The organism is Streptomyces gossypii, from assembly GCF_025165795.1.
Taxonomy (GTDB): Bacteria; Actinomycetota; Actinomycetes; order Streptomycetales; family Streptomycetaceae; genus Streptomyces; species Streptomyces gossypii.
This window is the reverse complement of the sequence record NZ_JAJAGO010000020.1, coordinates 18,945-40,888: the sequence shown is the minus strand read 5'-3', so window position 1 is coordinate 40,888 and position 21,944 is coordinate 18,945. Positions and strand designations below refer to the sequence as shown.

Below are 21,944 nucleotides of genomic sequence, written 5' to 3'. Positions count from 1 at the left end.
AGCAGCCCCCAGTCCTGCCTCAGCCGGTGACGAGGCGGGACGCCATGCGCGCGCCGGGGTTGGAGTCCAGCAGGGCGGCTGTCAGGGCCTCGCCCGCCTCGGCGAGGGCGTCATCGGTCATCGGGCCCAGGGCGTCGAGGATGAACACCGCGCGGGTCGTCCCGTGCGTGAGGCGCGTACGGACGCACTGGCGCCAGTTCCAGCGGCGGCAGGTGACACCCGCGTCGTCCCGCCAGACCACCTCGCCGGGCTTCGGGTATTCCACCGCACCCTCGCCGCCGACGGTGATCTCGAACCGTTCCGTGCCGTCCGCGCGGACGAGCCGGGCCGGGCCCGCGTAGTTGTCGAGGTCCTCGCCGCCCAGCGGAAGCACGTGGGCGACGGAGACGGCGTTGTAGACGTCCGTCAGCCGGTCCACCCGGGGCAGGCCGGTGTCCAGGCGGCGCAGCAGCGCCTCCACGCTCGGCCTGGTCCGCTGCGGCTTCGCACCGAAGGAGCGGTAGGCGTCCCGCCAGGCGGCGACATGGGGGTGTTCCTCGACGGCCGCGTCCGCGAACCGCTTGCGCGCGTGCTCCTCGGCGTCGGCGAGCAGCCGTTCACCTGTCTCGTCGCAGGGACCGGGCCGCAGGCCCTCGGCGGTGACGAGCAGCGCACGGTAGTCCGGGCGCAGCTCCAGAACGGCGGGGTCGATCCCGGCGGAATCCAGCCACGGCTTGCCCTCGAGGTGCACGGCTCTTCCTCGTCTCTTCCTTGTCGGATCACTTTCATGAACTTCGCCGTCTACTGTAATGGACTCCGCAGCGCCGAGGCCCCCTCCCTGCCTGCCCTCACTCCGCGTTCTCCACCGGCGGTAGGGCAGCGCCGCAGCGGCGACCAGCACGGGACCAGGACGGGGACCAGGACGTAGGCGGCGGCGAAGGGTGCGATCAGGGCCGTCAGCGCCCGGACCGGGTGCGCCGCATCAGCGCGTAAGGGGTGGCGCGTAAGGGGCGGTGCGGGCCGGGGCGCGGGCACTCCGTGTGCGAACGCGGCCATTGAGTGGCCGCGTTCGCACACGGTCGCGCTGCACTTCCTACACGCGCCCGCCGGGCCGGAAGCCGTGACTCCGGGCGGTCCAGGCCACCGCGAGCGCGAGGAGCGCCAGGACGCAGAGGACCCACGGGAAGGACGTCGGCCCGGTCGACTCCAGCAGCAGGCCGCCGCACACGCCCCCACCCGCGATCGCGAGGTTGAAGACCGTGACCAGCATGGACTGGGCGACATCGGCGCCGTCGCCCGCCGCGTCGGCGATCGAGGTCTGGAGCAGGGTGGGTGCGCCGCCGAAGGACACGCCCCAGGCGACGACGCCGACGAGGACCGGGACCGGGTGCTGGACCCCGATCCCGAGCACCAGGGACGCGGCGGCGAACACCGCGAGTCCGACGAGGGTCAGCGCGCGGAGCCGATGGTCGACCAGCACACCGACGCCCCAGATCCCCACGATGGCCGAAGCACCGAAGACCAGGAGCACGATGCCGACGGAGCCGCCCAGGCCGGACTCGTCCAGGTAGGGAGCGATGTAGGTGTAGAGGATGTTGTGCGCCAGCATCCAGAGGAAGACGACGCTGAGCACCGGCCGTACGCCCGGGAGGAGGAAGATCTCCCGGAGGGGCCGCCGTTCCCCCGCCGACTGGCCGGGATGGTCCGGGACCAGGGTGCGGACCCAGACCAGCAGGACCAGCGCCAGTGCCGACATGACCCAGAAGGCCCCACGCCAGTCGAACACCGAACCGAGCCAGGCCCCCAGGGGGACTCCGAGGGTCAGCGCGATCGGCTGCCCCACTCCGACGACGGCCATCGCGCGGCCCTGAAGGTGCGGGGCCACCAGGCGGCGGGCGTACCCGGCGAGCAGGCCCCAGATGACGCCCGCCGCCATGCCGGCGATGAAACGCGCCGCCAGCGTCACCGCGTAACTGCCCGACAGGGCCGTCACCGTGTTGAAGACGAACAGCCCGCCCACGGCGGCGAGCAGCAGCGGCCTGCGGCGCACGCCGCGCGTGGCGGCGATGACGGGGATCGCGGCGAGTACGGAGCCCATGGCGTAGAGAGTGACGAGTTGACCCGTCAGCCCCTCCGACACTCCGAGGCCCTGTCCGATCTCCGGGAGGAGGCCGGCGGGCATCGTCTCCGTCATGATCGCCAGCAGCCCCGCGGTGGTGAACGCCAGCAGCCGCCCTACGGGGAGGCGTTCCGCGGCTGGAGGGGCGGGTGCCTGCGGCGTACTGAGGTCGGGCGGGGTGCTGTCGGTGGTACTGCTCACAGGGGTCTCCGGGTGAGGTGCGGGACGGGGTGCGGGCACTCCGTGTGCGGGTACGGCCACCGGGTGGCCGCACCCGCACACGTTCTCGACTCGACGGGTGCTCTCAAGAGTTCTTTAATGTTCATTCCAAAATGAAGCCGAAAAAAGACCGCCGGGGAACCGCCGGCTTTTCTACAAGGGCCTGAGGACGGTCTCGACGATGCCGGACAGGGCACGCCGGTCGGCCGTCTTGCCCAGCACCCGCAGTCCGTACATCGAGGTGAGCAGATACTGGGCCAGTTCACGCGCGTCCCGGTCGGCTTCGATCTCACCCTCGCGCCGGGCCCGCTCCAACGCCTCACAGAAGGCGTCCTCCATGCGGACGAAGATGTGCCGCACCAGCTCGGTGACCTCCGGATCGTGACCCGCGAGCTCGATCGCGGCGTTCACGGCGAGGCACCCCCGACGCCCGGACGAACCCGCCGACTCCTCATCCACCACGGTCATCAGCACCGTCCGGATGCGATCCCGTACGGGACCTCCACCCTCCAGCACCCCGACCTGGCGCGCCGTCCACTCGTCCTCGTACCGGCGCAGCACCTTGGCGAACAACTGGTGCTTGCCGGCGAAGGTGTTGTACAGACTCCCGCGCCCCAGCCCAGTGCTGTCACACAAGTCCTGGGCGGAGGTGGCGGCGTAGCCCTTGCTCCAGAACGCTTCCATGGCGGAGTCGAGGGCGCGGTCGGGGTCGAACCCCTTCGGGCGAGGCATGGCTCTGACCCTAGCAGATTCTGGAACGCTCATTAAATAACCGTGACGTCGCCCACCACCCGGAACGGGGAGCCGCGCCAGCGCGCAAGGGGCAGCGCCCAAGGGCCAGCGCGGGGCCGGGCGCGGGCACTCCGTAACGCCACCGGCCTGTCCGGCTCTCGTAGAAATCTACGAAGGGCCTGCGGACGGTTTCATGTCTTCCACTCCTAGCTGACTCCACCCGGGTGGCTGTCTACTCATCACGCAGGGTGCAGACGATCACCGATCCGTCCACCGCGCTGACCGACGTCCCTGTCTGATCAGCACCTCATGCCCGGCAACCATCCCGCCACAAGGTGGAGGCTTCCTGATGCCCAACCAGACTTCACCCGCCCGCACCCCGCAGGATCTCAACGAGGCGATCACCGGCGGGATCGGCGACAGCCCGCTGCGGCCGGACGGAACGCTCAAGGTACGCGGGGAATACGCCTACTCCTCGGACCTGTGGGCGGAGGACATGCTCTGGGGCGCCACACTGCGCAGTCCGCACCCCTATGCGCGGATCAACTCGGTCGACATCGGTCGCGCGCTCAAGCACCCCGGCGTGTACGCGGTACTGACCCACGAGGACGTCCCCGGCGAGAACGTCTACGGCCTGAAGGTCTCCGATACGCCGGTGCTTGCCGAGGACGTCGTGCGCTATCAGGGCGAGCCGGTTGCCCTGGTCGCCGCCGATCACCCGGAGACGGCCCGGCGCGCGATGGAGAAGATCGTCGTCGACTACGAGGTGTTCGAGCCCGTCACCGACCCGGAGCGGGCCGCGCATGACGAGACGCTGCCGAAGCTGCACCCCGAGGGCAATGTGGTGCGCTATCAGCCGGTCACCACGGGCGATCCGGAAGCCAGTGCCGACGTCGTGGTGTCCGATGTGTACACCATGGGCATGCAGGACCAGGCGTTCCTCGGGCCGGAATCCGGGCTGGCCCTCCCGGCCGGGGACGGCGGAGTCGACCTGTTCCTCGCCACCCAGTGGCTGCACGTGGACCAGAAGCAGACGGCGCGGGCGCTCGGGCTCCCGGTCGAGAAGGTGCGCTTCACCATGTCCGGCGTCGGCGGTGCCTTCGGTGGCCGCGAGGACCTGTCCATGCAGATCCACTCCTGCATGCTGGCGCTGCACACCGGCAAGCCGGTGAAGATGGTCTACAACAGGCAAGAGTCCTTCTACGGCCACGTGCACCGGCACCCGGCGAAGATGTACTACGAGCACGGCGCGACCAAGGACGGTGAGCTCGTCTACGTCAAGGCGAAGATGTACTTCGACGGCGGCGCGTACGCCTCGAAGACCCCGGTCGTGGTCAGCAACGCCACCTCGCTGGCCGTCGGGCCGTACGAGGTGCCGAACGTCAAGATCGAGGGTTGGGGCCTGTACACGAACAACCCGCCGTGCGGCGCGATGCGCGGCCTCGGCGCCGTACAGCCCGCATACGCCTACGAGTCGCAGATGGACAAACTCGCCAAGGCGTTGGGCATGGACCCGGTCCGGCTGCGTCAGCTCAACGCCGTCGCCGAGGGCTCGACCATGGCCACCGGGCAGGTGCTGGACTATCCCGCGCCGGTCGCCGAGCTGCTGGAGCGGCTCGAAAAGCTTCCGCTGCCGCCGGAGAAGGGGGCCGAACCGGTGGACATCCGGGGGCTGCCGGGTGGTCTGTCCAACACCACGCACAGCGAAGGCGTGGTGCGGGGCGTCGGCTACAGCGTGATCGTCAAGAACGTCTCCTACGCGGAAGGTGTCGACGACTACTCCACGGCGCGGGTGCGGTTGCAGGCGATTGGCGGCGCACCGGTGGCGATGGTGCACACGGCGGCGGCCGAGGTCGGACAGGGCCTGATCACCGTGCAGCAGCAGATCGCCCGCAGTGAACTCGGCGTGGAGCGGGTGAACATCCACCCGGCCGACACCAATGTCGGCGACGCGGGGTCGAGTTCGGCTTCCCGGCAGACCTATGTAACCGGCGGTGCCGTCCGGAACGCCTGTGAAGCGGTCCGCGAGGTCGTCTTCGACCGCGTCGCCCGGCGTTTCGGCGAGAACTCCGCGGACTTGTCGCTTTCCGGCGGCAAGGTTGTTTCCCTGGCCACCGGTTTCGTCGCCGAACTCGTCGACGTGCTCGGCGACTCCGCGATAGAGGAAACCAGGGAATACCATCACCTTCCGACATACAAGATGGACCCGGTGACCGGACAGAGCCCGCGGGTGCATGTCCAGCACGCTTTCTCCGCACACCGGGCGGTGGTGGACATCGACACCGACCTGGGCCTGGTCAAGGTCGTGCAGTTGGACTGTGCTCAGGATGTCGGCAAGGCGGTCAACCCGGACGCCGTCATCGGGCAGATCCAGGGTGGTTCCGCGCAGGGGCTCGGCCTTGCCGTGATGGAGGAGGTCCAGGTCAAGGACGGCAAGATCCGCAATCCCTCCTTCACCGACTATCTGATCCCGACCATTTTGGACATGCCGCCGATGGCGGTGGATGTGATCGAGAGGGCGGACCCGAACGCGCCGTACGGTGTGCGCGGTGTCGGCGAACCGCCGACCATTTCCGCCACTCCGGCGATCGTGAACGCCATTCGCAACGCGACGGGTCTGCACCTGACCCACACTCCGGTCACACCGGAGCAGATCTGCGGCGTCTGAGGAAAGCCCTCAGCCGTGATTCCCACCCGTCTGAAGAAAAAGGATCGACTGTGACCGCGCACACCCGAGAAAAGAACGTCCAGGAATTCGAGCGCGCCTGGATGGAAGAGGCGATCGGCTTGGCAACCGACAGCGTGACGAACGGCGGCGGTCCGTTCGGCGCACTGGTCGCCAAGGATGGCGAGGTCGTCGCGTTCGGGAACAACCAGGTCACCGCCACCCTGGACCCGGTGGCACACGCCGAGGTGAGCGCGATGCGTGCCGCCTGCAAGAACCTGGACGTCTTCTCGCTCGAGGGCTGCGTTCTGGTCACCTCGTGTGAGCCGTGCCCGATGTGCCTTTCCGCTGCGCTGTGGGCGCGAGTCGACCGGGTTGTCTACTCCGCCGATCGGCACGATGCCGCGGTGGCCGGTTTCGACGACCGCAAGTTCTACGACCTCTTCGAGAAGAAGCCCGAGTCGATGTGGCCGATGCCGGTCGAGCGGCTGGACCTGCCGAACCGTACGGCGCCGTTCGACGCGTGGCTGGCCAAATCCGACCGCGTCGACTACTGAGACATGACGCCTGCCCGGGTGGGTCTTCGCCCAGGCGAGCGAGCCGCTGCCTTCTTCCTCGCGGTCGCATTCTCCGTCACAATCACAGCACGCTCTGTGACGAGGGGGGAAACGATGCCGATGGTACGAGTCAACGGCGCGACGCTTGCCTACTCGGACACCGGACCCCCGCCCGGGCGGCCGGAGGCGGACACCCTCGTGTTCGGGCACGGCCTGCTGTTCGGCGGCTGGATGTTCGGGCCGCAGATCGCCGCGCTTCGGGAGGACTACCGCTGCGTGACGCTGGACTGGCGGGGCCAGGGCGCCACCCCGGCCTGCCGCCACGGGTACGACATGGACACCCTCACCGGCGACGCCCTCTCGCTGATCGAGAGACTCCACATCGCTCCGGTCCACTTCGTCGGCCTGTCGATGGGAGGATTCGTCGGGCAGCGGATCGCCGCCCGGCACGAGGGCCTGCTGCGCTCGCTGACCCTCCTGGGCAGCAGCGCGGACGCCGAAGAGCCCCGCCACGCCCGGGAGTACAAGAAACTGGCGGCGGTATACCGGCTGGTCGGCCCCACTGCCCGGCTCATGAGCAGGGTCCTGCCGCTGATGTTCGGCCCGGCGTCCCTGGCCGCTCCGGAGCACGAGCCGCTGCGGGAGGAGCTGACCGAACGGCTGCGGGCCTGCGACCGCGTGGGCACCCGCAGGGCCGTGCTGGGTGTCGCGAACCGCTCCCCCGTCCACGAGGAGCTGGCACGCATCACGGTGCCGACGCTCGTGGCCGTCGGCGCGGACGACGCGGCGACACCCCCGGCCAGATCGCAGCGGATCGCTGCCGCCATCTCCGGGGCCCGGCTGGAGACGCTCCCCGACTGCGGCCACAGCAGCACGCTGGAACAGCCGGGGGCGGTCAACGCCCTGCTCCGCGATTTCCTCGCGGGGTGAGGCTCTCCTGACGGACTGGTGGCCTGGCGGCCGACGCGTCGGCTACCTGACCTCCAGCAGGAAGTCTCTCGGGCGCAGGGCGCGCGAGACGATGCGGGTGTCGCCTATCCAGCCGTAGAAACCCTGCCCGAACTTCTCCGCCGACTGGGTGCCGCCGATGACGAAGGGCTTGCCCAGTGTCGCGATGCCGGACGAGCGCTGCGCGGGGTTGCGCGCGATCTTCGAACCGTCGACGTACATGTCGGTGCGGTCGCCGTCGTTCACCACCGCGATGTGCGTCCAGCGGCCGACCGGCAGCGCGTGGCTCCAGTTCGTCGGGTTGGCGTCCTGGCGGTGCGGATAGAGCGAGAACTGGAGATAGCGCTCCGGCGTGACGTTCAGGCTGCAGGACGGGTCGTCCTGCGACCAGCCAGTCGTCTTGCCCGCATCCCCGTTGCGGCCTTCCCAGCTCAGGATGCCCATCCAGGCATGATCGCCCTCGAAGGGATCGGGGAGCTTGAGATAGGTCTCGATGGTGTAGCCGGAGAGGAACTTCATGCCGTTGAGCGGGGCCTCGGCGGTGGTGGTGAGGACCGCGCCCCGGTCCGGGCCCTTGCCCCCGTCGAAGCGGAGGCTGGCGTGCGCGGGCTGAGACAGGTGGTGGCCGGCGTCGCGGGTGAGGATCTCGGGCGCGCTGTCATGCAGCAGCTGGACCCGCAGGTCGTTCCCGTGCCCGGAGAGGTCGTGCGCGACGGTGCCCTCCGCCACGGCAGAGCCCGGCTTGCCGCGTCCGGCGAGGCCGGAACCGTCGAACCGCCAGTACGCCACGGTGCCGCGCGGCGTCACGCGGGAGGCGGGGCGCGGCGCCGGCAGCGTGGTGCCGTCGAACCCCCGGAAGCGGGCGGCGAAGTCGATGTCGAGGCGGAAGCGGTCCGTCGGGCCGGTCAGTTCGATGGTCTCGGCCTCCAGCGGCGTGCGCTTCTTTGGAGCCCGGTCCAGGAACCACGGGGAGAACGTCTCGACGTCGACCGCGCCACGCACCAGGTCGAAGCCGTACAGGCGGATCATGGCGGCGCCGCCGTAGTAGCGGTCCTGGTAGTTGGCGAGGTGGAGGTGGACGTCGTGGCCGGCGTCGTTGGTGAGCACGGTCCGGCCCGGCGGCCAGTAGTGGCCGCCGAGGGCGAGGAAGATCTGGTCGTTGCCGCGCACGAGGTCGTCCCAGAGCCGCTGGCCGTTCGAGGACAGGCGCGCCGCGCCTTTCTCGTCGGACCAGGCGATGTCGTGCGTGGTGAGCACCGCAGGCAGGGTGGGGTGCTCGTCCAGCACGCCCTGCGCCCAGCGCAGGCCCGCGTCCGACACCCGCCAGTCCAGGGCCAGGACCAGCCAGCGGCGGCCTGCGGCGCGCAGCACGTGGTAGCTGTTGTAGCCGTCGGGCGAGGCGCCGCCGAAGGTCGGCATGGCGGCATAGCGCTTCGGACCGAACGCCCGGAGGTACTCCGTGTCGCCCCGCTGGTCGTCGGTGCTCCCGTCGACGTCGTGGTTACCGGCCAGCACGCTGTACGGAACCTTGCCGTGCAGGGTGCGGAAGGTGTCGGCCGCAAGGCTGATCTCGTCCTTCGTGCCGTGCTCGGTGACGTCGCCCAGGTGGGTCATGAAGGCGATGTTGGCGCCCGCGCGTTCGGACACCAGATAGCGGAACGTCGCGTTGAGCGGCTCGGGGTCCGAGCTGTCGGCGTCGAAGAGGTACTGCGTGTCGGGCAGCACGGCGAGCGAGAAGCGGGGGCTCTCGTCGTCGAACCGGCCGCCCTTGGAGGGTCTCCGCGCGCTCGACGGCGCGGCAGTGGCCGACCCGGCGCCCAGCGCGGTGGCGGCACCGGTCGCGGCGGGGACGGTCAACGCGGCGGACAACACGGAACGACGCCCGAGTCCGGATCTGTCTGAGGTGCTCATTCTGGCTCTCCAGGCTGCTCATGGGTGTGACAGCAGCCTGAAGACCTCCGACGACCGGACGGCCACCGGGATTTGAACGGCAGACACCCACCAGCGGTCCGGCTGTGCGCGGGGTCGACCGCCGGGCCTCAGAGCTCCCCGGCCAGGACGCCTGACCGGAAAGCGGCCCACTCGGTCGCCGTGAACCGGAGGGGTTCGCGGTCCGGATTCTTCGAGTCCCGCACGGCCACGGCGCCGCCGGGCAGGTCGGCTATCTCCACGCACTCGTGTTCTCCCGCGCTGGCGGACGACTTGCGCCATGTCACAGCGGTGAGATCGCGGGCGTACAGGTCCGTCTTGGACTCGTTCACGAGCGCTGGTCCTCTTCCATCCGGGCGATCAGAGCCAGCGAATCGTCCACAGGAAGCGCAGCGGCGACGATCCGCTCGAACGCGTCGGCGAAGGTGGCTACTTCGTCGACACCTTCAACGTACGTCGCGCCGATCAGATTCTCCAGCGAGACGACATCGGGCATCGGCCCAGGAAAGCCCACCAAATGAAAGCCTCCCGCATTGCCGGGATGCGGAGTGGCGTCCAGGGGCATGACCTGCAGCGCGACGTTGGGCATCTCCGACGCGTCGAGCAGCCTTCGCAGCTGCTCACGCATCGCGGTCGAACGGATCGCGAATCGCTGGTGCAGAACTGCCTCGTTGATGACCGCCCACAACTTGAGCGGCCCTCCGGGGCGGGTGAGCACCGCCTGTCGCGCCTGGCGCACCTCCGCAAGAGCGGCGGCCTCCTCCGGGGTACGCATGATTGCGTTGGCGGCCGTCGTCTCGCGCGCGTAGGCGGCTGTCTGCAGCAGCCCGGGGATCAGCTGCGGCGCATAGGCACGCACGGACTCCGCGTCGGACTCCAGCGAGATGTAGTCGGCGTAGGCCGGAGCCACGATGCCGCCGTACGTCTGCCACCAGCCCTTCTTTCGGGCGTGCTTGGCGAGCCCTTCCAGGGCATCGATCACTTCGCGGTCCTCGACGCCGTAGGCCCGCAACAGGGCGGCTACCTCGTCGGGCTTGATGTGGGCGCTGGCCGTCTCGATGCGGGAGAGCTTGGGGCCGATCCAGCCCATGGCCTCGGCCGCGGAGTCCAGCGTGAGCCCGGCGTCGTTGCGGTAGCGGCGCAGTGCCTCGCCAAGCCGTCGGCGGCGGACTGTGGGAACTGGGCGGATGTTTGGCATAGCCGCAGTCTCCGTCCAGAGAACTCGCAAGTCGATAGAACAAACGACGCATCCATCAACTTGGGTGACAAACTTGCAGATTCCCTGCACGGGTGCCCATCCTTGCCAACAAGACAACGTCAACACCCGGCAGTTGGACACGGGAGGGACCGTGGATTTCATGGCCGAGCACGTCCAGGAAGCCCAGCCCGGCTACTACGTCACCGGCAGGGAGCACGGTGTACGCGCGCATCTGACCGCCTCACCCGCGAACCTGCGCTGCGTACGGCAACTGACCGCCAAAACGCTGGCCGACGCCGGGGTCGACGGTGGGACCATCGAGAACGCGCAGCTGGTCGTCTCCGAGTTGTGCGGGAACGCCGTCCGCGCGTGTGGGGACCATGTGCCGCTCGTGGTGGAGGTGCACACCGCACCCACCGGCGTCTGGGTCAAGGTGCACGATCCGGAGACCGTCCGGATGCCGCGCCGGGCCGGGGTCTCCATGGACGATCCGGCGGCCGAGTCGGGCCGGGGGCTGCCTCTGGTCGACTTCCTCGCCCCCGGCTGGCACACCGCGATCACCAGCGTAGGCAAGCAGGTCCGCTGCCTGCTTGCCTACGGCGGCTGACCGGCGCCGCCACCGGCGCCCGCCGCGCCCGACGCGCCCATGCGCTCGCGCAGGATGCGCTGGAGTTCGCGGGCCGCGCGGGGTGGGGAGACGTCGCCGCGGTGGGCCACCGAGATCGTGCGGTGGAGGCCGGGCGGGGCGAAGGGGGTCGTGCGGAGGCCGGAGCGGGCGGCGACCATGCCGGGGACCACCGCGACGCCGAGGCCCGCGCGGACGAAGCCGAGCACCGCGTCCATCTCGCCGCCCTCGACTCCGAGCACCGGCTCGAACCCGGCCGCCCGGCACTCGGCAAGCGTGAAGTCCCGCAGGTCGTAGCCGCGCCGGAACATCGCCAGCGGGCGGCCCCGCAGGTCCGCGATCCGGATGGTGCGCCCTTGTGCGGGCGCCGGGCCGTCCGGGGAGGAGACGACGACCAGATCCTCGCGCAGCAGTTCGTAGGCGGTCAGGGCCGGGGCCTGGCCGACCAGCGGAGTGATGATCAGCGCCAGATCCAGTTCGCCCGCCGCCAGCACCCGCACCAGGTCCTGCGAGCCGTCCTCGTGGACGACGAGGTCCACCCCCGGGTAACTGTCCCGGAAGGCCCGCAGCACGTCCGGCACCATGCTGGCGCAGAGGCTGGGCGGCGCCCCCAGCCGCACCCGGCCGCGCCGCAGCTGGGCCACCTCCTGCACCTCCCGCCGCGCCGTCTCGGTGTCGGCGAGGATGCGGCGGGCCAGCGGCAGCAGCGCCTCCCCCGCGTCGGTCAGTGAGATGTGCCCCCGCGCCCGGTGGAACAGCTCGGCGCCCAGCTCGCGCTCCAGCGCGCGGATCTGCTGGGAGAGCGAGGGCTGCGCGACGTGCTCGCGCTGCGCGGCGCGGGTGAAGTGGCGGGTGTCCGCGACGGCGGCGAAGTAGCGGAGCTGCTGGAGCTGCATGGAGAAAGGATAGGTGATGCCTATCGAAAGCAGCAGGTCTATGTCTTGGACTGATGCACGGTGGAGTCTCTAGCGTCAGCGCCATGGCACTGGTGACCCGGACGGACCGACGGCCGTCCCTCGTATCCCTCGCGTGGCGCTCCACCGTCGGGAAGAAGGCAGTGATGGCGGTCAGCGGGCTGATCATGCTGCTGTATCTGGTCGGTCACCTGGTGGGCAACCTCAACATGTTCTTCGGGCCGGACGAGATGAACGGCTACGCGCACTGGCTGCGCACCATCGGGGAGCCGTTCCTCAAGCACAGCTGGTTCGTGTGGATCGTGCGCTTCGGGCTGGTCGCCGTCGTCGTGGCACACGGCGTCTCCGCCTACCAGCTCAGCCGCCGGGACATCCGAGCGCGTCCGGTCAAGTACGCGCACCAGCGGCAGCGGGCGAGTTACGCGACGCGCACGATGCGCTGGGGCGGGGTGATCCTGGCGCTGTTCATCGTGTGGCATCTGCTCGACCTGACGACCCACACGGTCAACCCGCGCGGCGAGGCAGGCCACCCGTACGAAAACGTCCTGGCGACTTTCAGCACCTGGTACGGCAATGTGATCTACATCGTGGCGATGCTCGCCGTGGGTCTGCACATTCGGCACGGCTTCTGGAGCGCCGCCCAGACGCTCGGGGCCAACCGCCCCGGGCGCGACCGGATCCTCAAGGGCACCGCCAACGGGCTCGCGCTGGTGCTGACCGCCGGATTCCTCTCCATACCCATCGGCGTGATGACGGGAGTCGTGAGCTGATATGGCCGCCGACAGCGGACCTTCCCAGAAAACCGAAGCCACCCAGGCCACCGACTACGCCGACTACGCGCTCGGCGAGCCGCTCGTCGACACGAAGGCACCCGACGGGCCGGTCGCGGAGCGCTGGAAGCGGCGCCGGTTCGAGGCCAAGCTGGTCAACCCGGCGAACCGGCGCAAGCACACCGTGATCGTGGTGGGCACCGGGCTGGCGGGCGGCGCGGCCGGAGCCTCACTGGCCGAACAGGGCTATCGCGTCATCCAGTTCTGCTATCAGGACTCGCCGCGCCGCGCCCACTCCATCGCCGCCCAGGGCGGCATCAACGCGGCGAAGAACTACCGGAACGACGGCGACTCCGTCCACCGCCTCTTCTACGACACCGTCAAGGGCGGCGACTTCCGCTCCCGCGAGTCGAACGTGCACCGGCTGGCCGAGGTGTCGGTGGAGATCATCGACCAGTGCGTGGCCCAGGGCGTGCCGTTCGCACGCGAGTACGGCGGGCTGCTGGACACCCGCTCCTTCGGCGGCGTCCAGGTCTCCCGTACGTTCTACGCGCGCGGCCAGACCGGCCAGCAGCTGCTCCTCGGTGCCTATCAGGCGCTGTCCCGGCAGATCGCCGGCGGGAGCGTGGAGATGCATCCGCGCACCGAGATGCTGGACCTCATCGTCGTCGACGGGCGGGCGCGCGGCATCGTCGCCCGCGATCTGGTGACCGGCCGGGTGGACACCCATCTGGCCGACGCGGTGGTGCTGGCGACCGGCGGCTACGGCAATGTCTTCTACCTCTCCACCAACGCCAAGAACTCCAACGCCAGCGCCATCTGGCGTGCGCACCGGCGCGGTGCGCACTTCGCCAACCCCTGCTTCACCCAGATCCACCCCACCTGCATCCCGCGCGCCGGCGACCACCAGTCCAAGCTCACCCTGATGAGCGAGTCGCTGCGCAACGACGGCCGGATCTGGGTGCCGAAGGCCGCAGGTGACGAGCGGGCGCCGTCCGCGATCCCGGAGGGCGAGCGGGACTACTACCTGGAGCGCCAGTACCCGGCCTTCGGCAACCTCGTGCCGCGCGACATCGCCTCGCGCGCCGCGAAGAACGTCTGCGACGAGGGGCGGGGGGTCGGCCCCGGCGGGCAGGGGGTCTACCTGGACTTCGCGGACGCCATCGCGCGGCTGGGCCGTGATGCGGTGGAGGCGAAGTACGGCAACCTCTTCGAGATGTACGAGCGGATCACCGCCGAGAACCCGTACGAGGCGCCGATGCGGATCTATCCCGCCATCCACTACACGATGGGCGGGTTGTGGGTCGACTACGACCTCCAGACGACGGTGCCCGGCCTGTTCGCCATCGGCGAGGCCAACTTCTCCGACCACGGCGCCAACCGGCTGGGCGCCTCCGCCCTGATGCAGGGCCTGGCGGACGGCTACTTCGTGCTCCCGGCCACCCTCAACGACTATCTCGCCCGGCACCCGCACGAGCCGGTGCCCGACCGGCACCCGGCCGTCCACGAGGCCCTCGGCACGGTCACCGACCGGCTCTACCAACTGCTGTCCAACCAGGGCGACCGCACCCCGGACTCCTTCCACCGCGAGCTGGGCGAGCTTCTGTGGGACGAGTGCGGCATGGCACGCAACGAGGCGGGGCTGACCAAGGCGCTGGCCCGCATCCCGGCGCTGCGCGAGGAGTTCTGGCGCCGGATCAGGGTGCCCGGCAGCGGCGAGACGCTGAACCAGTCGCTGGAGAACGCCAACCGGGTCGCCGACCACCTGGAGCTGGCCGAACTGATGTGCCTGGACGCGCTGCACCGCGCGGAGTCCTGCGGCGGCCACTTCCGCGAGGAGAGCCGGACGGACGGCGGCGAGGCGGAGCGCCGGGACGAGGAGTTCTCCTACGTCGCCGCCTGGGAGTTCACCGGTACCGGCACCCCGCCCGTGCTCCACCGCGAGCAGCTCACCTTCGAATACGTACACCCCACCCAGCGGAGCTACACGTGAACCTTCATCTGCGCGTCTGGCGCCAGCAGGGGCCCGACGCGGACGGCGCTATGGCCGCCTACGACGTCAGCGGGATCAGTCCGGACATGTCGTTCCTGGAGATGCTCGACACCCTCAACGAGGAGCTGGCCGGGCGCGGCGAGGAGCCGGTCGCCTTCGACCACGACTGCCGCGAGGGCATCTGCGGCGCCTGCGGCATGGTCATCAACGGGCAGGCGCACGGGCCGGAGCGGACCACCGCCTGCCAGCTGCACATGCGGCACTTCGCCGACGGCGACACCATCGACGTCGAGCCCTGGCGGGCGGCCGCGTTCCCCGTGGTGAAGGATCTGGTGGTGGACCGTTCGGCGTTCGACCGGATCATCGGATCGGGCGGCTATGTCAGCGTGCCGACGGGCAGCGCTCCCGAGGCGCACGCCACGCCGGTGCCCAAGGCCGCGGCCGACACGGCGTTCGAGAACGCGGAGTGCATCGGCTGCGGGGCGTGTGTGGCGGCGTGCCCGAACGGTTCGGCGATGCTCTTCACCTCGGCCAAGGTCGTCCATCTCAACTCGCTGCCGCAGGGTGCGCCGGAGCGGGAGGAGCGGGTGCTGTCGATGGTCGGCCAGATGGACGCGGAGGGCTTCGGCGGCTGCACGAACACCGGCGAGTGTGCCACGGCCTGCCCGAAGGGCATCCCGCTGCCGTCCATCGCCGCGATGAACCGCGAGTACCTGCGGGCCGTACGGAAGGGGCGCTGAACGGCGGCGGGCGGGACACGCCCGCCGCCGGAGCGGGCTACTCCCCCGCCGAGTCGAGGTACTCCTGGGCTCCGGGGGCCTTCCGGGCGTCCTCGACCAGCACCGTTCCGCCGAGCGCCGCCTTGTCCGGCCGGTGGATGTAAGCGGAGAGGCTGGCGGGCTGTGACGCGTCGGTGAAGTCCTGCGGGGCGCCGAGACCGGCGTCGCCCGCCGCCCGGTCACGGTGTGCCTTGATCAGCCCCTCCCGGGTGAGGTCTTTCGCCTCGCAGGCTGCCTCGAGATCCTGGCCGAGCAGGACGGCGGCGTTGTAGCCGGAGAGCACTCCGGAGTCCACCAGCTCGCCGGGGAACCGCTTCTGGTAAGCCTTGACCATCTTCCGCACCCCGTCCAGATCGGAGCCCAGCTCCGGTATCGCGCTCACCACGTGCAGCGTCTTCTCCAGGGCGGGAGCCGCCGGGGTGTCCATCAGCTGCGGGGCGTAGCCGGGCGCGCTGGTGACGACCGGCACCTGGAGGCCCTGCGCGGCGGCGACTCCGACGAGGGAGGCGGTCTGGGTGGGCCCCGCGCTGATCAGGATCGCGTCGACCTTCTCCCCGCGCAACGCGGTGACCTGGGCGGACAGATCGGTGTCGGTGGCCTTGATCTTCTTGGGCACCACCTTCAGGCCCGCCTTCTGGGCGGCGTGCCGGGTGCCTTCCAGCGCGTTGGCGCCGTAGTCGCCGTCGAAGTAGACGTGGCCGATCGTGTCCCCCTTCTTGACGCCCTGCTCACGGGTCAGGAAGTCCACGGCGCGGATCATGTCGAGGTCGTAGGTGGTGCCGAGCACCTGGACTGCGTCCTTGCCGAGCAGATCCGCGGACCACGCCTGCGGGAAGGTGAGGATCTTGTCCCCCTCCACCTCGTCGAGCAGCGCGGCGACCATGGGTGAGCCGATGACCTGGGGCATGGCCAGGGTGTCAGGGGAGACCTCCGCGTAGGCGGAGACGGCCTTCTGCACGTCGTAGCCGTGATCCTTGACCTCGATCCGGACCTCGCGGCCGCAGACGCCGCCCGCCTTGTTGAACTCGTCGGCCCACAGCTTCTGCGCCTGCACGATGCTCTTGCCCAGGGTGGCGTACGGGCCGGTGAGGTCGGTGAGGGCGCTCAGCTGGACGGTCTTCTCGGTGACACCCCGGCCGGTCTTCACCCCGTCCGAGCCGGTCCCTGCGGAGGCGTCTTCGGACTTGCTGCTGCACCCGCTCCCCAGCAGGGCGAGAGCGGCCAGGGCGGCCACGGCGGCGGCCGGTCTTCCGATGCGGTTCACGGGGTCTGCTCCTTGGGCTGGCGGACGGGGGGCGTGGGTGGGCGGACGCGGCGGCGGAACAGGCCGCCGAGACCACCGGGCACGTAGAGGAGTACGAGGATGATCGCGGCGCCGTAGAGGTAGCGGGCCGCCTCGGTCGGGCCGATGGCGTGGCCCGTCGCACCGGGTGCGGCGACCAGTGGCAGCTGGTCGGCATAGCGGCCCATCACCAGCGGCAGCGCGGTGACGAAGACGGCGCCGGCGGTGGCGCCCCCCACCGAGCCGAGACCGCCGATGACGATCATGGCGAGGTAGTCGATGGACAGCGCGAGCCCGAAGTAGTCGGGGACGATCCCACGGAAGGCGAGCGCGATCAGCACACCGGCGAGCCCCGCGTACATCGAGGAGACGACGAAGGCGGCGGAGCGGTAGCGCGCCACCGGCACACCCATCGCGGCGGCCGCCACCTCGCTGTCCCGCAGCGCGGAGAGGGCCCGTCCCGGGCGCCCGCGCAGCAGGTTGCGGGCGGAGAACCAGACGGCGGCGAGGAGCACGAGACCGAGGTACCAGAGCCGCTCCTCGGCTCCGAAGGGCACACCGAGGACGACAAGGGCCGGATCGGTCTCGGCGAAGGTGAATCCGCCGATCTCCAGCGGGGGGACGGAGCGCCCGTTGAACCCGCCGGTGACACCCTCGGCGTTGACCATCACATGCTGGCCGAGGAAGACCAGGGCCAGGGTGGCCACTCCCAGGTAGACGCCGCGCACCCTGCCCGCGATGGGGCTGAAGAGGCCCCCGGCCAGCCCGGACAGGCAGACCGCGAGGACCATGGCCACCGCCGGCGGCAGCCCGGGGCCCGGCTCCCCGGCGAGCCATACGTAGCCGTAGGCGCCCACCGCGAGGAAGAAGGCGTGCCCGAGGGAGAGTTGGCCGCTGGTTCCGCTGAGGAGGTTCAAGCCGATGGCGCCGATGGCGGCGGCCATCGAGAACAGTCCGACCTGCAGCCAGAAGGCGTCGAGGTAGAACGGGAACGCGCAGAGCAGGACGGCGGCGGCGGCCCCCGCCGCGCGGGCCGGTCCGACCCGGCGCAGCGCGGCGCGGCCGGACACTCGACGGCCGGACGCTTGACGGCCGGACACCCAGCGGTCAGACACGGATGGCCTCCTTCTCGCCGAGCAGACCGTTCGGTCTCGCCAACAGCACCAGCAGCATCACCGCGTAGGGCGCGACGTCACCGAACCCGCCGCCCAGCGCACTGAGTTCGGCCTCATAGCCGGCGACCAGGGCCTCGGTGACCCCGATCAGCAGGCTGCCGAGCAGGGCACCCGGCGGGGAGGTCATGCCGCCGAGGATGGCCGCCGGGAACGCCTTGAGGGCGATCTCCCCCGTCGTACGCTCCAGCCCCGGCGCGGGGAACGCGACGAGGAAGACCGCGGCCAGCGCGGCCAGCGCTCCCGCGAGGCACCAGGCGAGGGTCCGGATGCGGTGCAGCCGGATGCCCATCAGCGCCGCGGCCTCCCGGTCCTCCGCGGCGGCCCGCAGCGAGAGGCCCCAGGCGGTGAACCGGAAGGCGGCGAAGACGGCGCCGATGACCAGCAGCGAGACGACGATCGAAGCGATCCTGGTATGCGGGACGGTGCTTCCGCCGAAGGTGCTGACCGAGCCGCCCCAGGGGTCGCCCAGGGAGAGCAGGTCACCGCCGATGCGCCGGGTCAGATCCGTCATCAGGGCGATGTCGACGCCGATGGTGAGGATGGTCAGGACATGCGTGGCGTGCGGATCGAGGCGGCGCAGCAGGATCAGGTCGACGGCCCCGGCGACCAGCGCGGTCGCGAGGACGGCGAGCGCCAACGCGGCGTAGAAGCCCAGGCGTTCGTGGAGTACCGCGGTGAGATAGCCGCCCAGCAGGAGCAGCGAGCCGTGGGCGAAGTTCATCACCCCGGACGCCTTGAAGATGATGACGAAGCCGAGGGCGACCAGGGCGTAGACGGAGCCCAGGGCCACGCCGTTGAGCAGGATGTCGAACGCCGTACTCATGCGGACTCCTGGGGGGACGGGGCTCCGAGGTAGGCCCGGCGGACTTCGGGGTCCTGCCGGACCTGTGCGGGAGTACCGCCCGCGATGCGGCGGCCGAAGTCGAGGACGGTGACCTCGTCCGCGAGCCGCATGACCAGGCCCATGTCGTGCTCCACCAGCACGACCGTCAGGCCGAACCGGGTGCGCAGCTCGCCGATGGTGCCCGCGGTGCGGGCCCGCTCGGCGGCGTTCATTCCGGCGACGGGCTCGTCCAGCAGCAGCATCCTGGGCTCCAGGCACAGTGCGCGGGCCAGCTCCACGCGCTTGCGGTCGCCGTAGGGCAGCAGGTCGACGGGGGTGCGGAAGTGCGTTCCCAGCCCGGTGAGTTCGGCGATCTCCCGGGCGCGTTCGAGCTGGGCGCGCTGTTCACGTACGGCGTGCGGGAGGCGCAGCGCGGTGGCGGCGAAGCCCGCGCGGGAGTGGCCGTGCCGGCCGAGCAGCAGGTTGTCGGCGACGGTGCCGCTGGTCATCACGATGTTCTGGAAGGTACGGGCCATTCCGAGGGCGGCGATGCGGTGCGGTGCGAGGCTGGTCAGTTCGGTGCCGTCGAGCCGGACGCTGCCGTGCTCCGGGCGGTGGATGCCGGAGAGCACGTTGAAGCAGGTCGACTTCCCCGCACCGTTGGGACCGATGAGGGCGTGGATGCTGCCGGGCTCGACGGTGAGGTCGACGGAGTCCAGGGCCACCAGCCCGGCGAAGCGCACCGTGATGTCCCGGACCCGCAGTCCCGGGGCGGCGGCGGTCATCCGGCGGACCGTTCGGCGTCGGCTCCGGCCGCGGTGTCCGCCTCGCCGGCCTCGCCCAGGTACAGGCGGCTCACCTCGTCGGTGCGGGCCAGCTCGCCGGCGGGCCCCTCCAGCCGCACCTCGCCGACCTCCAGCACATACGCGTAGTCCGCCAGGGCGAGGGCCATCGCCGCGTTCTGCTCGACGAGGAGCACCGAGGTGCCCTGCGCGTGGATGTCCCGTACGACCTCGGCGATCCGCTCGACCATCATCGGGGCGAGGCCGAGCGAGGGTTCGTCCAGCAGCAGCAGGCGTGGCGCGGCCATCAGGGCACGGCCGATGGCGAGCATCTGCTGCTCCCCGCCGGACAGCAGCCCGGCGCGCTGGCCGCTGCGCTCGGCAAGCCTGGGGAAGAGGCCGTAGACCCGTTCACGGGCGGCGCGGGCCCCGGCGGCATCACTCCCGCGCCCTCGGCGCAGTCCGCCGGCCAGTCCCAGGCGGCCCGCCCGCAGGTTCTCCTCCACACTCATGCCACCGAAGACCCGCCGCCCCTCGGGCACCTGGACGACCCCGGAGCGTACGGCGGTGACCGGGTCGGCACCGTCCAGCACACGGCCGTCGTAGCGCACCGTGCCGCCGGTGACCGCTCCGCCGTGCAACCGCAGGGTGCCCGAAACGGCACGCAGCAGCGTGCTCTTGCCCGCGCCGTTCGCACCGAGGAGGGCGACCACACTGCCCCCGGCGACGGTCAGCCCGACACCACGCAGGGCCCGTACGGTGCGGCCGTACGTCACCTCCAGCCGCTCGATCCGCAGCACCCCGGACTGTCCGGGCTCCGGTGGCTCTCCAACGGGCTGTCCGGCAGGGGGACTTCCGGGCATACAGACTCCTCGGCTCCGCGCGGCGACGGTGTGTGGTGCGGGGGTGCGCCCACGACAGCAGGCGCCACCGGCGCCGTACAGAGTCCGCCCGAGGGTCAGGGCCGGGTCCCAGCCTCCGTGCCCGCGGACTGTGCGGGTGCCCAGCGGACCGGAGGCCCCGCCAGCCCGTCAGCCGTGCAGCAGCCGCCGCGCCGACAGTGCGAGGGACAGCTCCACCAGGTCATCGGGCCGGGCCAGGGAGCGGTCGGTGAGCTGTTCGCAGCGGCGCAGCCGGTTGAGCACGGTGTTGCGGTGGCAGTACAGCCGGGACGCGGCGCGCGGCGCGGAACCGTCGCACTCCAGCCACACCGTCAGCGTCTCCAGCAGGACGTCCCGGTCCGGGGGTTCCAGCTGGAGCAGCGGCCCGAGCACGCGTTGCGCGAGGGCGGAGCCCAGCGACGGGGAGGAGACGACGAGCGCGGCGGGCAGGTGATCGTCCAGCAGCACGCTGCCGCCTGCCTCGGGGCAGATCCTCAGCGCGGTCTCGGCGAGGCGGCGGGCGTCACCGACCGCGCTCAGGCCCGCCACCTCGGAGCTGATGCCGATCCGGGTGCCGGGCGGTGCCGACAGTTCCCGGGCCAGCTCCGGCAGGCTGCTGCGGCTCCGGTCGCCGCCCCTGCCCGCGTTGCCGCTGCCGCGGCCGCGGCCGTTGCCGTGTCCGTCATCGACCAGCGCGATGCCGTGTTCGCCATCCGGGCCGGTGCGCCAGATCACCCGGATCCCCGGCAGTTTGGGCCGTGGCAGTGCGCCGCCCACGCTCACCGGCGGCCGGAGGCTGCGGGCGACGCACAGGACGGCGTATCTGCCGTGCTCGGGCAGTCCGAGCGCCGTCGCGACCTCGGGCAGATCGGCGATCCGGGTCGTGCCGTCGAGCAGCGCCTCCGTCATCAGCCGCAGCCGGTTCTCCCGGCTCCAGGCAAGCTGCCGCTGCGTACGGTGGTAGGCCTCGGCGACGCACGTGCAGTGTTCGTCCACGAAGTTCCATACGTCGGCGGCCACATGCACCAGCAGCCGTACGTCATCCGGCCGGCGGCGTGCGGTCTCCTCGACGAGGCCCTGCCAGACCATGGCACCGCCGATCCGGAAGGCGTGCAGCAGCGCGTCCAGCGGCAGGCCGCGTTCGGCCTTCAGCTCACCGATCCGCCTGGAGTAGCGGCGGGCCGACTCGCGGTTCTCCCGGGGGCGGATCAGCGAGCCGACATTGTGCCGGAGGGAGTGGTGCACCTCCTGCCACACCTCGGTGGGATCGGCCTCGATCGACGCGCGGTAGGCGGGCTCCTGCTCCCGAAGGGAGGCCACCAGCCGGTCGGTCAGCTCGGGCAGGTGGTCCAGCAGCACCTGTGCGGAACGGTGCAGGACGGCGACGGCCTCCGCGTTGGCGCGTGACCGGCTGTGCGGAGCGGTGTCCGGCAGGCCGGGCACCGCACGGACGCGTGACCGGGATCGTACGTCTGGCTGCATCACAGACCTCCACGTGGGTCGGATCCGTGCGGAGCGGCGTGCGAGGCGCCGTACCAGCGTGAGGCTGGCAGGATGACATACCATCCGGTCGG

Annotated in this window: 20 protein-coding genes; 7 read left to right on the top strand and 13 right to left on the bottom strand. The window is 70.8% G+C overall.

The window, feature by feature from the left end; all coding sequences use genetic code 11:
• Window positions 1-19: 19 nt before the first annotated feature.
• The 3 genes from LHJ74_RS31445 to LHJ74_RS31435 all read right to left on the bottom strand — a co-directional run bounded on the left by LHJ74_RS31445 (window position 20) and on the right by LHJ74_RS31435 (window position 3,049).
• Window positions 20-730, bottom strand: coding sequence for a B3/B4 domain-containing protein (locus LHJ74_RS31445; RefSeq protein ID WP_260221692.1), 711 nt, complete (start codon window positions 728-730; stop codon window positions 20-22).
• Between the two features lie 342 nt (window positions 731-1,072).
• Complete coding sequence (locus LHJ74_RS31440) at window positions 1,073-2,299, bottom strand: MFS transporter (RefSeq protein WP_260221691.1); 1,227 nt, start codon at window positions 2,297-2,299, stop codon at window positions 1,073-1,075.
• Window positions 2,300-2,470: 171 nt separating this feature from the next.
• Window positions 2,471-3,049: a TetR/AcrR family transcriptional regulator gene (locus tag LHJ74_RS31435; protein ID WP_260221690.1), complete on the bottom strand. Its 579-nt coding sequence runs from the start codon at window positions 3,047-3,049 to the stop codon at window positions 2,471-2,473.
• 349 nt (window positions 3,050-3,398) lie between these two features.
• Here LHJ74_RS31435 and pucD point away from each other — a divergent pair, with 349 nt between their 5' ends.
• From pucD to LHJ74_RS31420, 3 genes are all read left to right on the top strand, one after another.
• Window positions 3,399-5,717, top strand: coding sequence for a xanthine dehydrogenase subunit D (pucD, locus tag LHJ74_RS31430; RefSeq protein ID WP_260221689.1), 2,319 nt, complete (start codon window positions 3,399-3,401; stop codon window positions 5,715-5,717).
• Between the two features lie 101 nt (window positions 5,718-5,818).
• A complete protein-coding gene (locus LHJ74_RS31425) occupies window positions 5,819-6,271 on the top strand; it encodes a nucleoside deaminase (RefSeq protein WP_260221766.1) in 453 nt (150 codons plus the stop codon).
• A gap of 114 nt (window positions 6,272-6,385) precedes the next feature.
• Window positions 6,386-7,201: an alpha/beta fold hydrolase gene (locus LHJ74_RS31420; RefSeq protein WP_260221688.1), complete on the top strand. Its 816-nt coding sequence runs from the start codon at window positions 6,386-6,388 to the stop codon at window positions 7,199-7,201.
• Window positions 7,202-7,243: 42 nt separating this feature from the next.
• On the opposite strand, the gene LHJ74_RS31415 is transcribed toward LHJ74_RS31420, so the two are convergent.
• The 3 genes from LHJ74_RS31415 to LHJ74_RS31405 all read right to left on the bottom strand — a co-directional run bounded on the left by LHJ74_RS31415 (window position 7,244) and on the right by LHJ74_RS31405 (window position 10,346).
• Entirely contained in the window at window positions 7,244-9,130 is a 1,887-nt protein-coding gene (locus tag LHJ74_RS31415; protein ID WP_260221687.1) for a LamG-like jellyroll fold domain-containing protein, read from the bottom strand.
• Window positions 9,131-9,258: 128 nt separating this feature from the next.
• Entirely contained in the window at window positions 9,259-9,480 is a 222-nt protein-coding gene (locus tag LHJ74_RS31410; RefSeq protein WP_260221686.1) for a DUF397 domain-containing protein, read from the bottom strand.
• Window positions 9,477-10,346 carry a helix-turn-helix domain-containing protein gene (locus tag LHJ74_RS31405; RefSeq protein ID WP_260221685.1) on the bottom strand — a complete coding sequence of 290 codons (870 nt, stop codon included), beginning with the start codon at window positions 10,344-10,346 and terminating at the stop codon, window positions 9,477-9,479. Before LHJ74_RS31405 ends, LHJ74_RS31410 begins: the two co-directional genes overlap by 4 nt.
• A 160-nt stretch (window positions 10,347-10,506) precedes the next feature.
• On the opposite strand from LHJ74_RS31405, the gene LHJ74_RS31400 reads away from it, so the two are divergent.
• The gene (locus LHJ74_RS31400) at window positions 10,507-10,953 is read left to right on the top strand and encodes an ATP-binding protein (protein ID WP_260221684.1); all 447 of its coding nucleotides are present in this window, start codon (window positions 10,507-10,509) and stop codon (window positions 10,951-10,953) included.
• Here LHJ74_RS31400 and LHJ74_RS31395 read toward each other — a convergent pair.
• Window positions 10,941-11,867 (bottom strand): LysR family transcriptional regulator, encoded by a 927-nt coding sequence (locus tag LHJ74_RS31395; protein ID WP_260221683.1) that lies wholly within the window; start codon window positions 11,865-11,867, stop codon window positions 10,941-10,943. The two genes, LHJ74_RS31400 and LHJ74_RS31395, sit on opposite strands and share 13 nt — an antisense overlap.
• A gap of 83 nt (window positions 11,868-11,950) precedes the next feature.
• On the opposite strand from LHJ74_RS31395, the gene LHJ74_RS31390 reads away from it, so the two are divergent.
• Genes LHJ74_RS31390 through LHJ74_RS31380 form a run of 3 tightly spaced genes read left to right on the top strand, consistent with a single transcriptional unit; the run spans window position 11,951 to window position 15,388 of the window.
• Window positions 11,951-12,655, top strand: a complete 705-nt coding sequence (locus LHJ74_RS31390) for a succinate dehydrogenase cytochrome b subunit (RefSeq protein WP_260221682.1) — start codon at window positions 11,951-11,953, stop codon at window positions 12,653-12,655.
• Between the two features lies 1 nt (window position 12,656).
• The gene (locus LHJ74_RS31385) at window positions 12,657-14,648 is read left to right on the top strand and encodes a fumarate reductase/succinate dehydrogenase flavoprotein subunit (protein WP_260221681.1); all 1,992 of its coding nucleotides are present in this window, start codon (window positions 12,657-12,659) and stop codon (window positions 14,646-14,648) included.
• Complete coding sequence (locus tag LHJ74_RS31380; protein WP_260221680.1) at window positions 14,645-15,388, top strand: succinate dehydrogenase/fumarate reductase iron-sulfur subunit; 744 nt, start codon at window positions 14,645-14,647, stop codon at window positions 15,386-15,388. The genes LHJ74_RS31385 and LHJ74_RS31380 overlap by 4 nt, the downstream gene beginning before the upstream one ends.
• Before the next feature lie 37 nt (window positions 15,389-15,425).
• Here the strand turns inward: LHJ74_RS31380 and LHJ74_RS31375 are convergent, their stop codons facing one another.
• The 6 genes from LHJ74_RS31375 to LHJ74_RS31350 all read right to left on the bottom strand — a co-directional run bounded on the left by LHJ74_RS31375 (window position 15,426) and on the right by LHJ74_RS31350 (window position 21,852).
• Complete coding sequence (locus LHJ74_RS31375; protein WP_260221679.1) at window positions 15,426-16,691, bottom strand: ABC transporter substrate-binding protein; 1,266 nt, start codon at window positions 16,689-16,691, stop codon at window positions 15,426-15,428.
• Entirely contained in the window at window positions 16,688-17,779 is a 1,092-nt protein-coding gene (locus LHJ74_RS31370; RefSeq protein WP_375546880.1) for a branched-chain amino acid ABC transporter permease, read from the bottom strand. The genes LHJ74_RS31375 and LHJ74_RS31370 overlap by 4 nt, the downstream gene beginning before the upstream one ends.
• Window positions 17,780-17,816: 37 nt before the next feature.
• On the bottom strand, window positions 17,817-18,707 hold the full coding sequence (locus tag LHJ74_RS31365) for a branched-chain amino acid ABC transporter permease (protein ID WP_260221678.1): 891 nt from the start codon (window positions 18,705-18,707) through the stop codon (window positions 17,817-17,819).
• Complete coding sequence (locus tag LHJ74_RS31360) at window positions 18,704-19,492, bottom strand: ABC transporter ATP-binding protein (RefSeq protein ID WP_260221677.1); 789 nt, start codon at window positions 19,490-19,492, stop codon at window positions 18,704-18,706. The genes LHJ74_RS31365 and LHJ74_RS31360 overlap by 4 nt, the downstream gene beginning before the upstream one ends.
• On the bottom strand, window positions 19,489-20,352 hold the full coding sequence (locus LHJ74_RS31355) for an ABC transporter ATP-binding protein (RefSeq protein ID WP_260221676.1): 864 nt from the start codon (window positions 20,350-20,352) through the stop codon (window positions 19,489-19,491). Before LHJ74_RS31355 ends, LHJ74_RS31360 begins: the two co-directional genes overlap by 4 nt.
• Window positions 20,353-20,520: 168 nt before the next feature.
• The gene (locus tag LHJ74_RS31350) at window positions 20,521-21,852 is read right to left on the bottom strand and encodes a PucR family transcriptional regulator (protein ID WP_260221675.1); all 1,332 of its coding nucleotides are present in this window, start codon (window positions 21,850-21,852) and stop codon (window positions 20,521-20,523) included.
• Window positions 21,853-21,944: the final 92 nt, after the last annotated feature.

What these genes read in the sequence shown, in the direction of transcription:
- LHJ74_RS31435 (WP_260221690.1), bottom strand. Translation starts at nt 3,049, where the DNA reads ATGCCTCGCCCGAAGGGGTTCGACCCCGACCGCGCCCTCGACTCCGCC.
- pucD (WP_260221689.1), top strand. Translation starts at nt 3,399, where the DNA reads ATGCCCAACCAGACTTCACCCGCCCGCACCCCGCAGGATCTCAACGAG.
- LHJ74_RS31425 (WP_260221766.1), top strand. Translation starts at nt 5,819, where the DNA reads ATGGAAGAGGCGATCGGCTTGGCAACCGACAGCGTGACGAACGGCGGC.
- LHJ74_RS31420 (WP_260221688.1), top strand. Translation starts at nt 6,386, where the DNA reads ATGCCGATGGTACGAGTCAACGGCGCGACGCTTGCCTACTCGGACACC.
- LHJ74_RS31415 (WP_260221687.1), bottom strand. Translation starts at nt 9,130, where the DNA reads ATGAGCACCTCAGACAGATCCGGACTCGGGCGTCGTTCCGTGTTGTCC.
- LHJ74_RS31405 (WP_260221685.1), bottom strand. Translation starts at nt 10,346, where the DNA reads ATGCCAAACATCCGCCCAGTTCCCACAGTCCGCCGCCGACGGCTTGGC.
- LHJ74_RS31400 (WP_260221684.1), top strand. Translation starts at nt 10,507, where the DNA reads ATGGCCGAGCACGTCCAGGAAGCCCAGCCCGGCTACTACGTCACCGGC.
- LHJ74_RS31395 (WP_260221683.1), bottom strand. Translation starts at nt 11,867, where the DNA reads ATGCAGCTCCAGCAGCTCCGCTACTTCGCCGCCGTCGCGGACACCCGC.
- LHJ74_RS31390 (WP_260221682.1), top strand. Translation starts at nt 11,951, where the DNA reads ATGGCACTGGTGACCCGGACGGACCGACGGCCGTCCCTCGTATCCCTC.
- LHJ74_RS31385 (WP_260221681.1), top strand. Translation starts at nt 12,657, where the DNA reads ATGGCCGCCGACAGCGGACCTTCCCAGAAAACCGAAGCCACCCAGGCC.
- LHJ74_RS31365 (WP_260221678.1), bottom strand. Translation starts at nt 18,707, where the DNA reads ATGAGTACGGCGTTCGACATCCTGCTCAACGGCGTGGCCCTGGGCTCC.
- LHJ74_RS31360 (WP_260221677.1), bottom strand. Translation starts at nt 19,492, where the DNA reads ATGACCGCCGCCGCCCCGGGACTGCGGGTCCGGGACATCACGGTGCGC.
- LHJ74_RS31355 (WP_260221676.1), bottom strand. Translation starts at nt 20,352, where the DNA reads ATGCCCGGAAGTCCCCCTGCCGGACAGCCCGTTGGAGAGCCACCGGAG.
- LHJ74_RS31350 (WP_260221675.1), bottom strand. Translation starts at nt 21,852, where the DNA reads ATGCAGCCAGACGTACGATCCCGGTCACGCGTCCGTGCGGTGCCCGGC.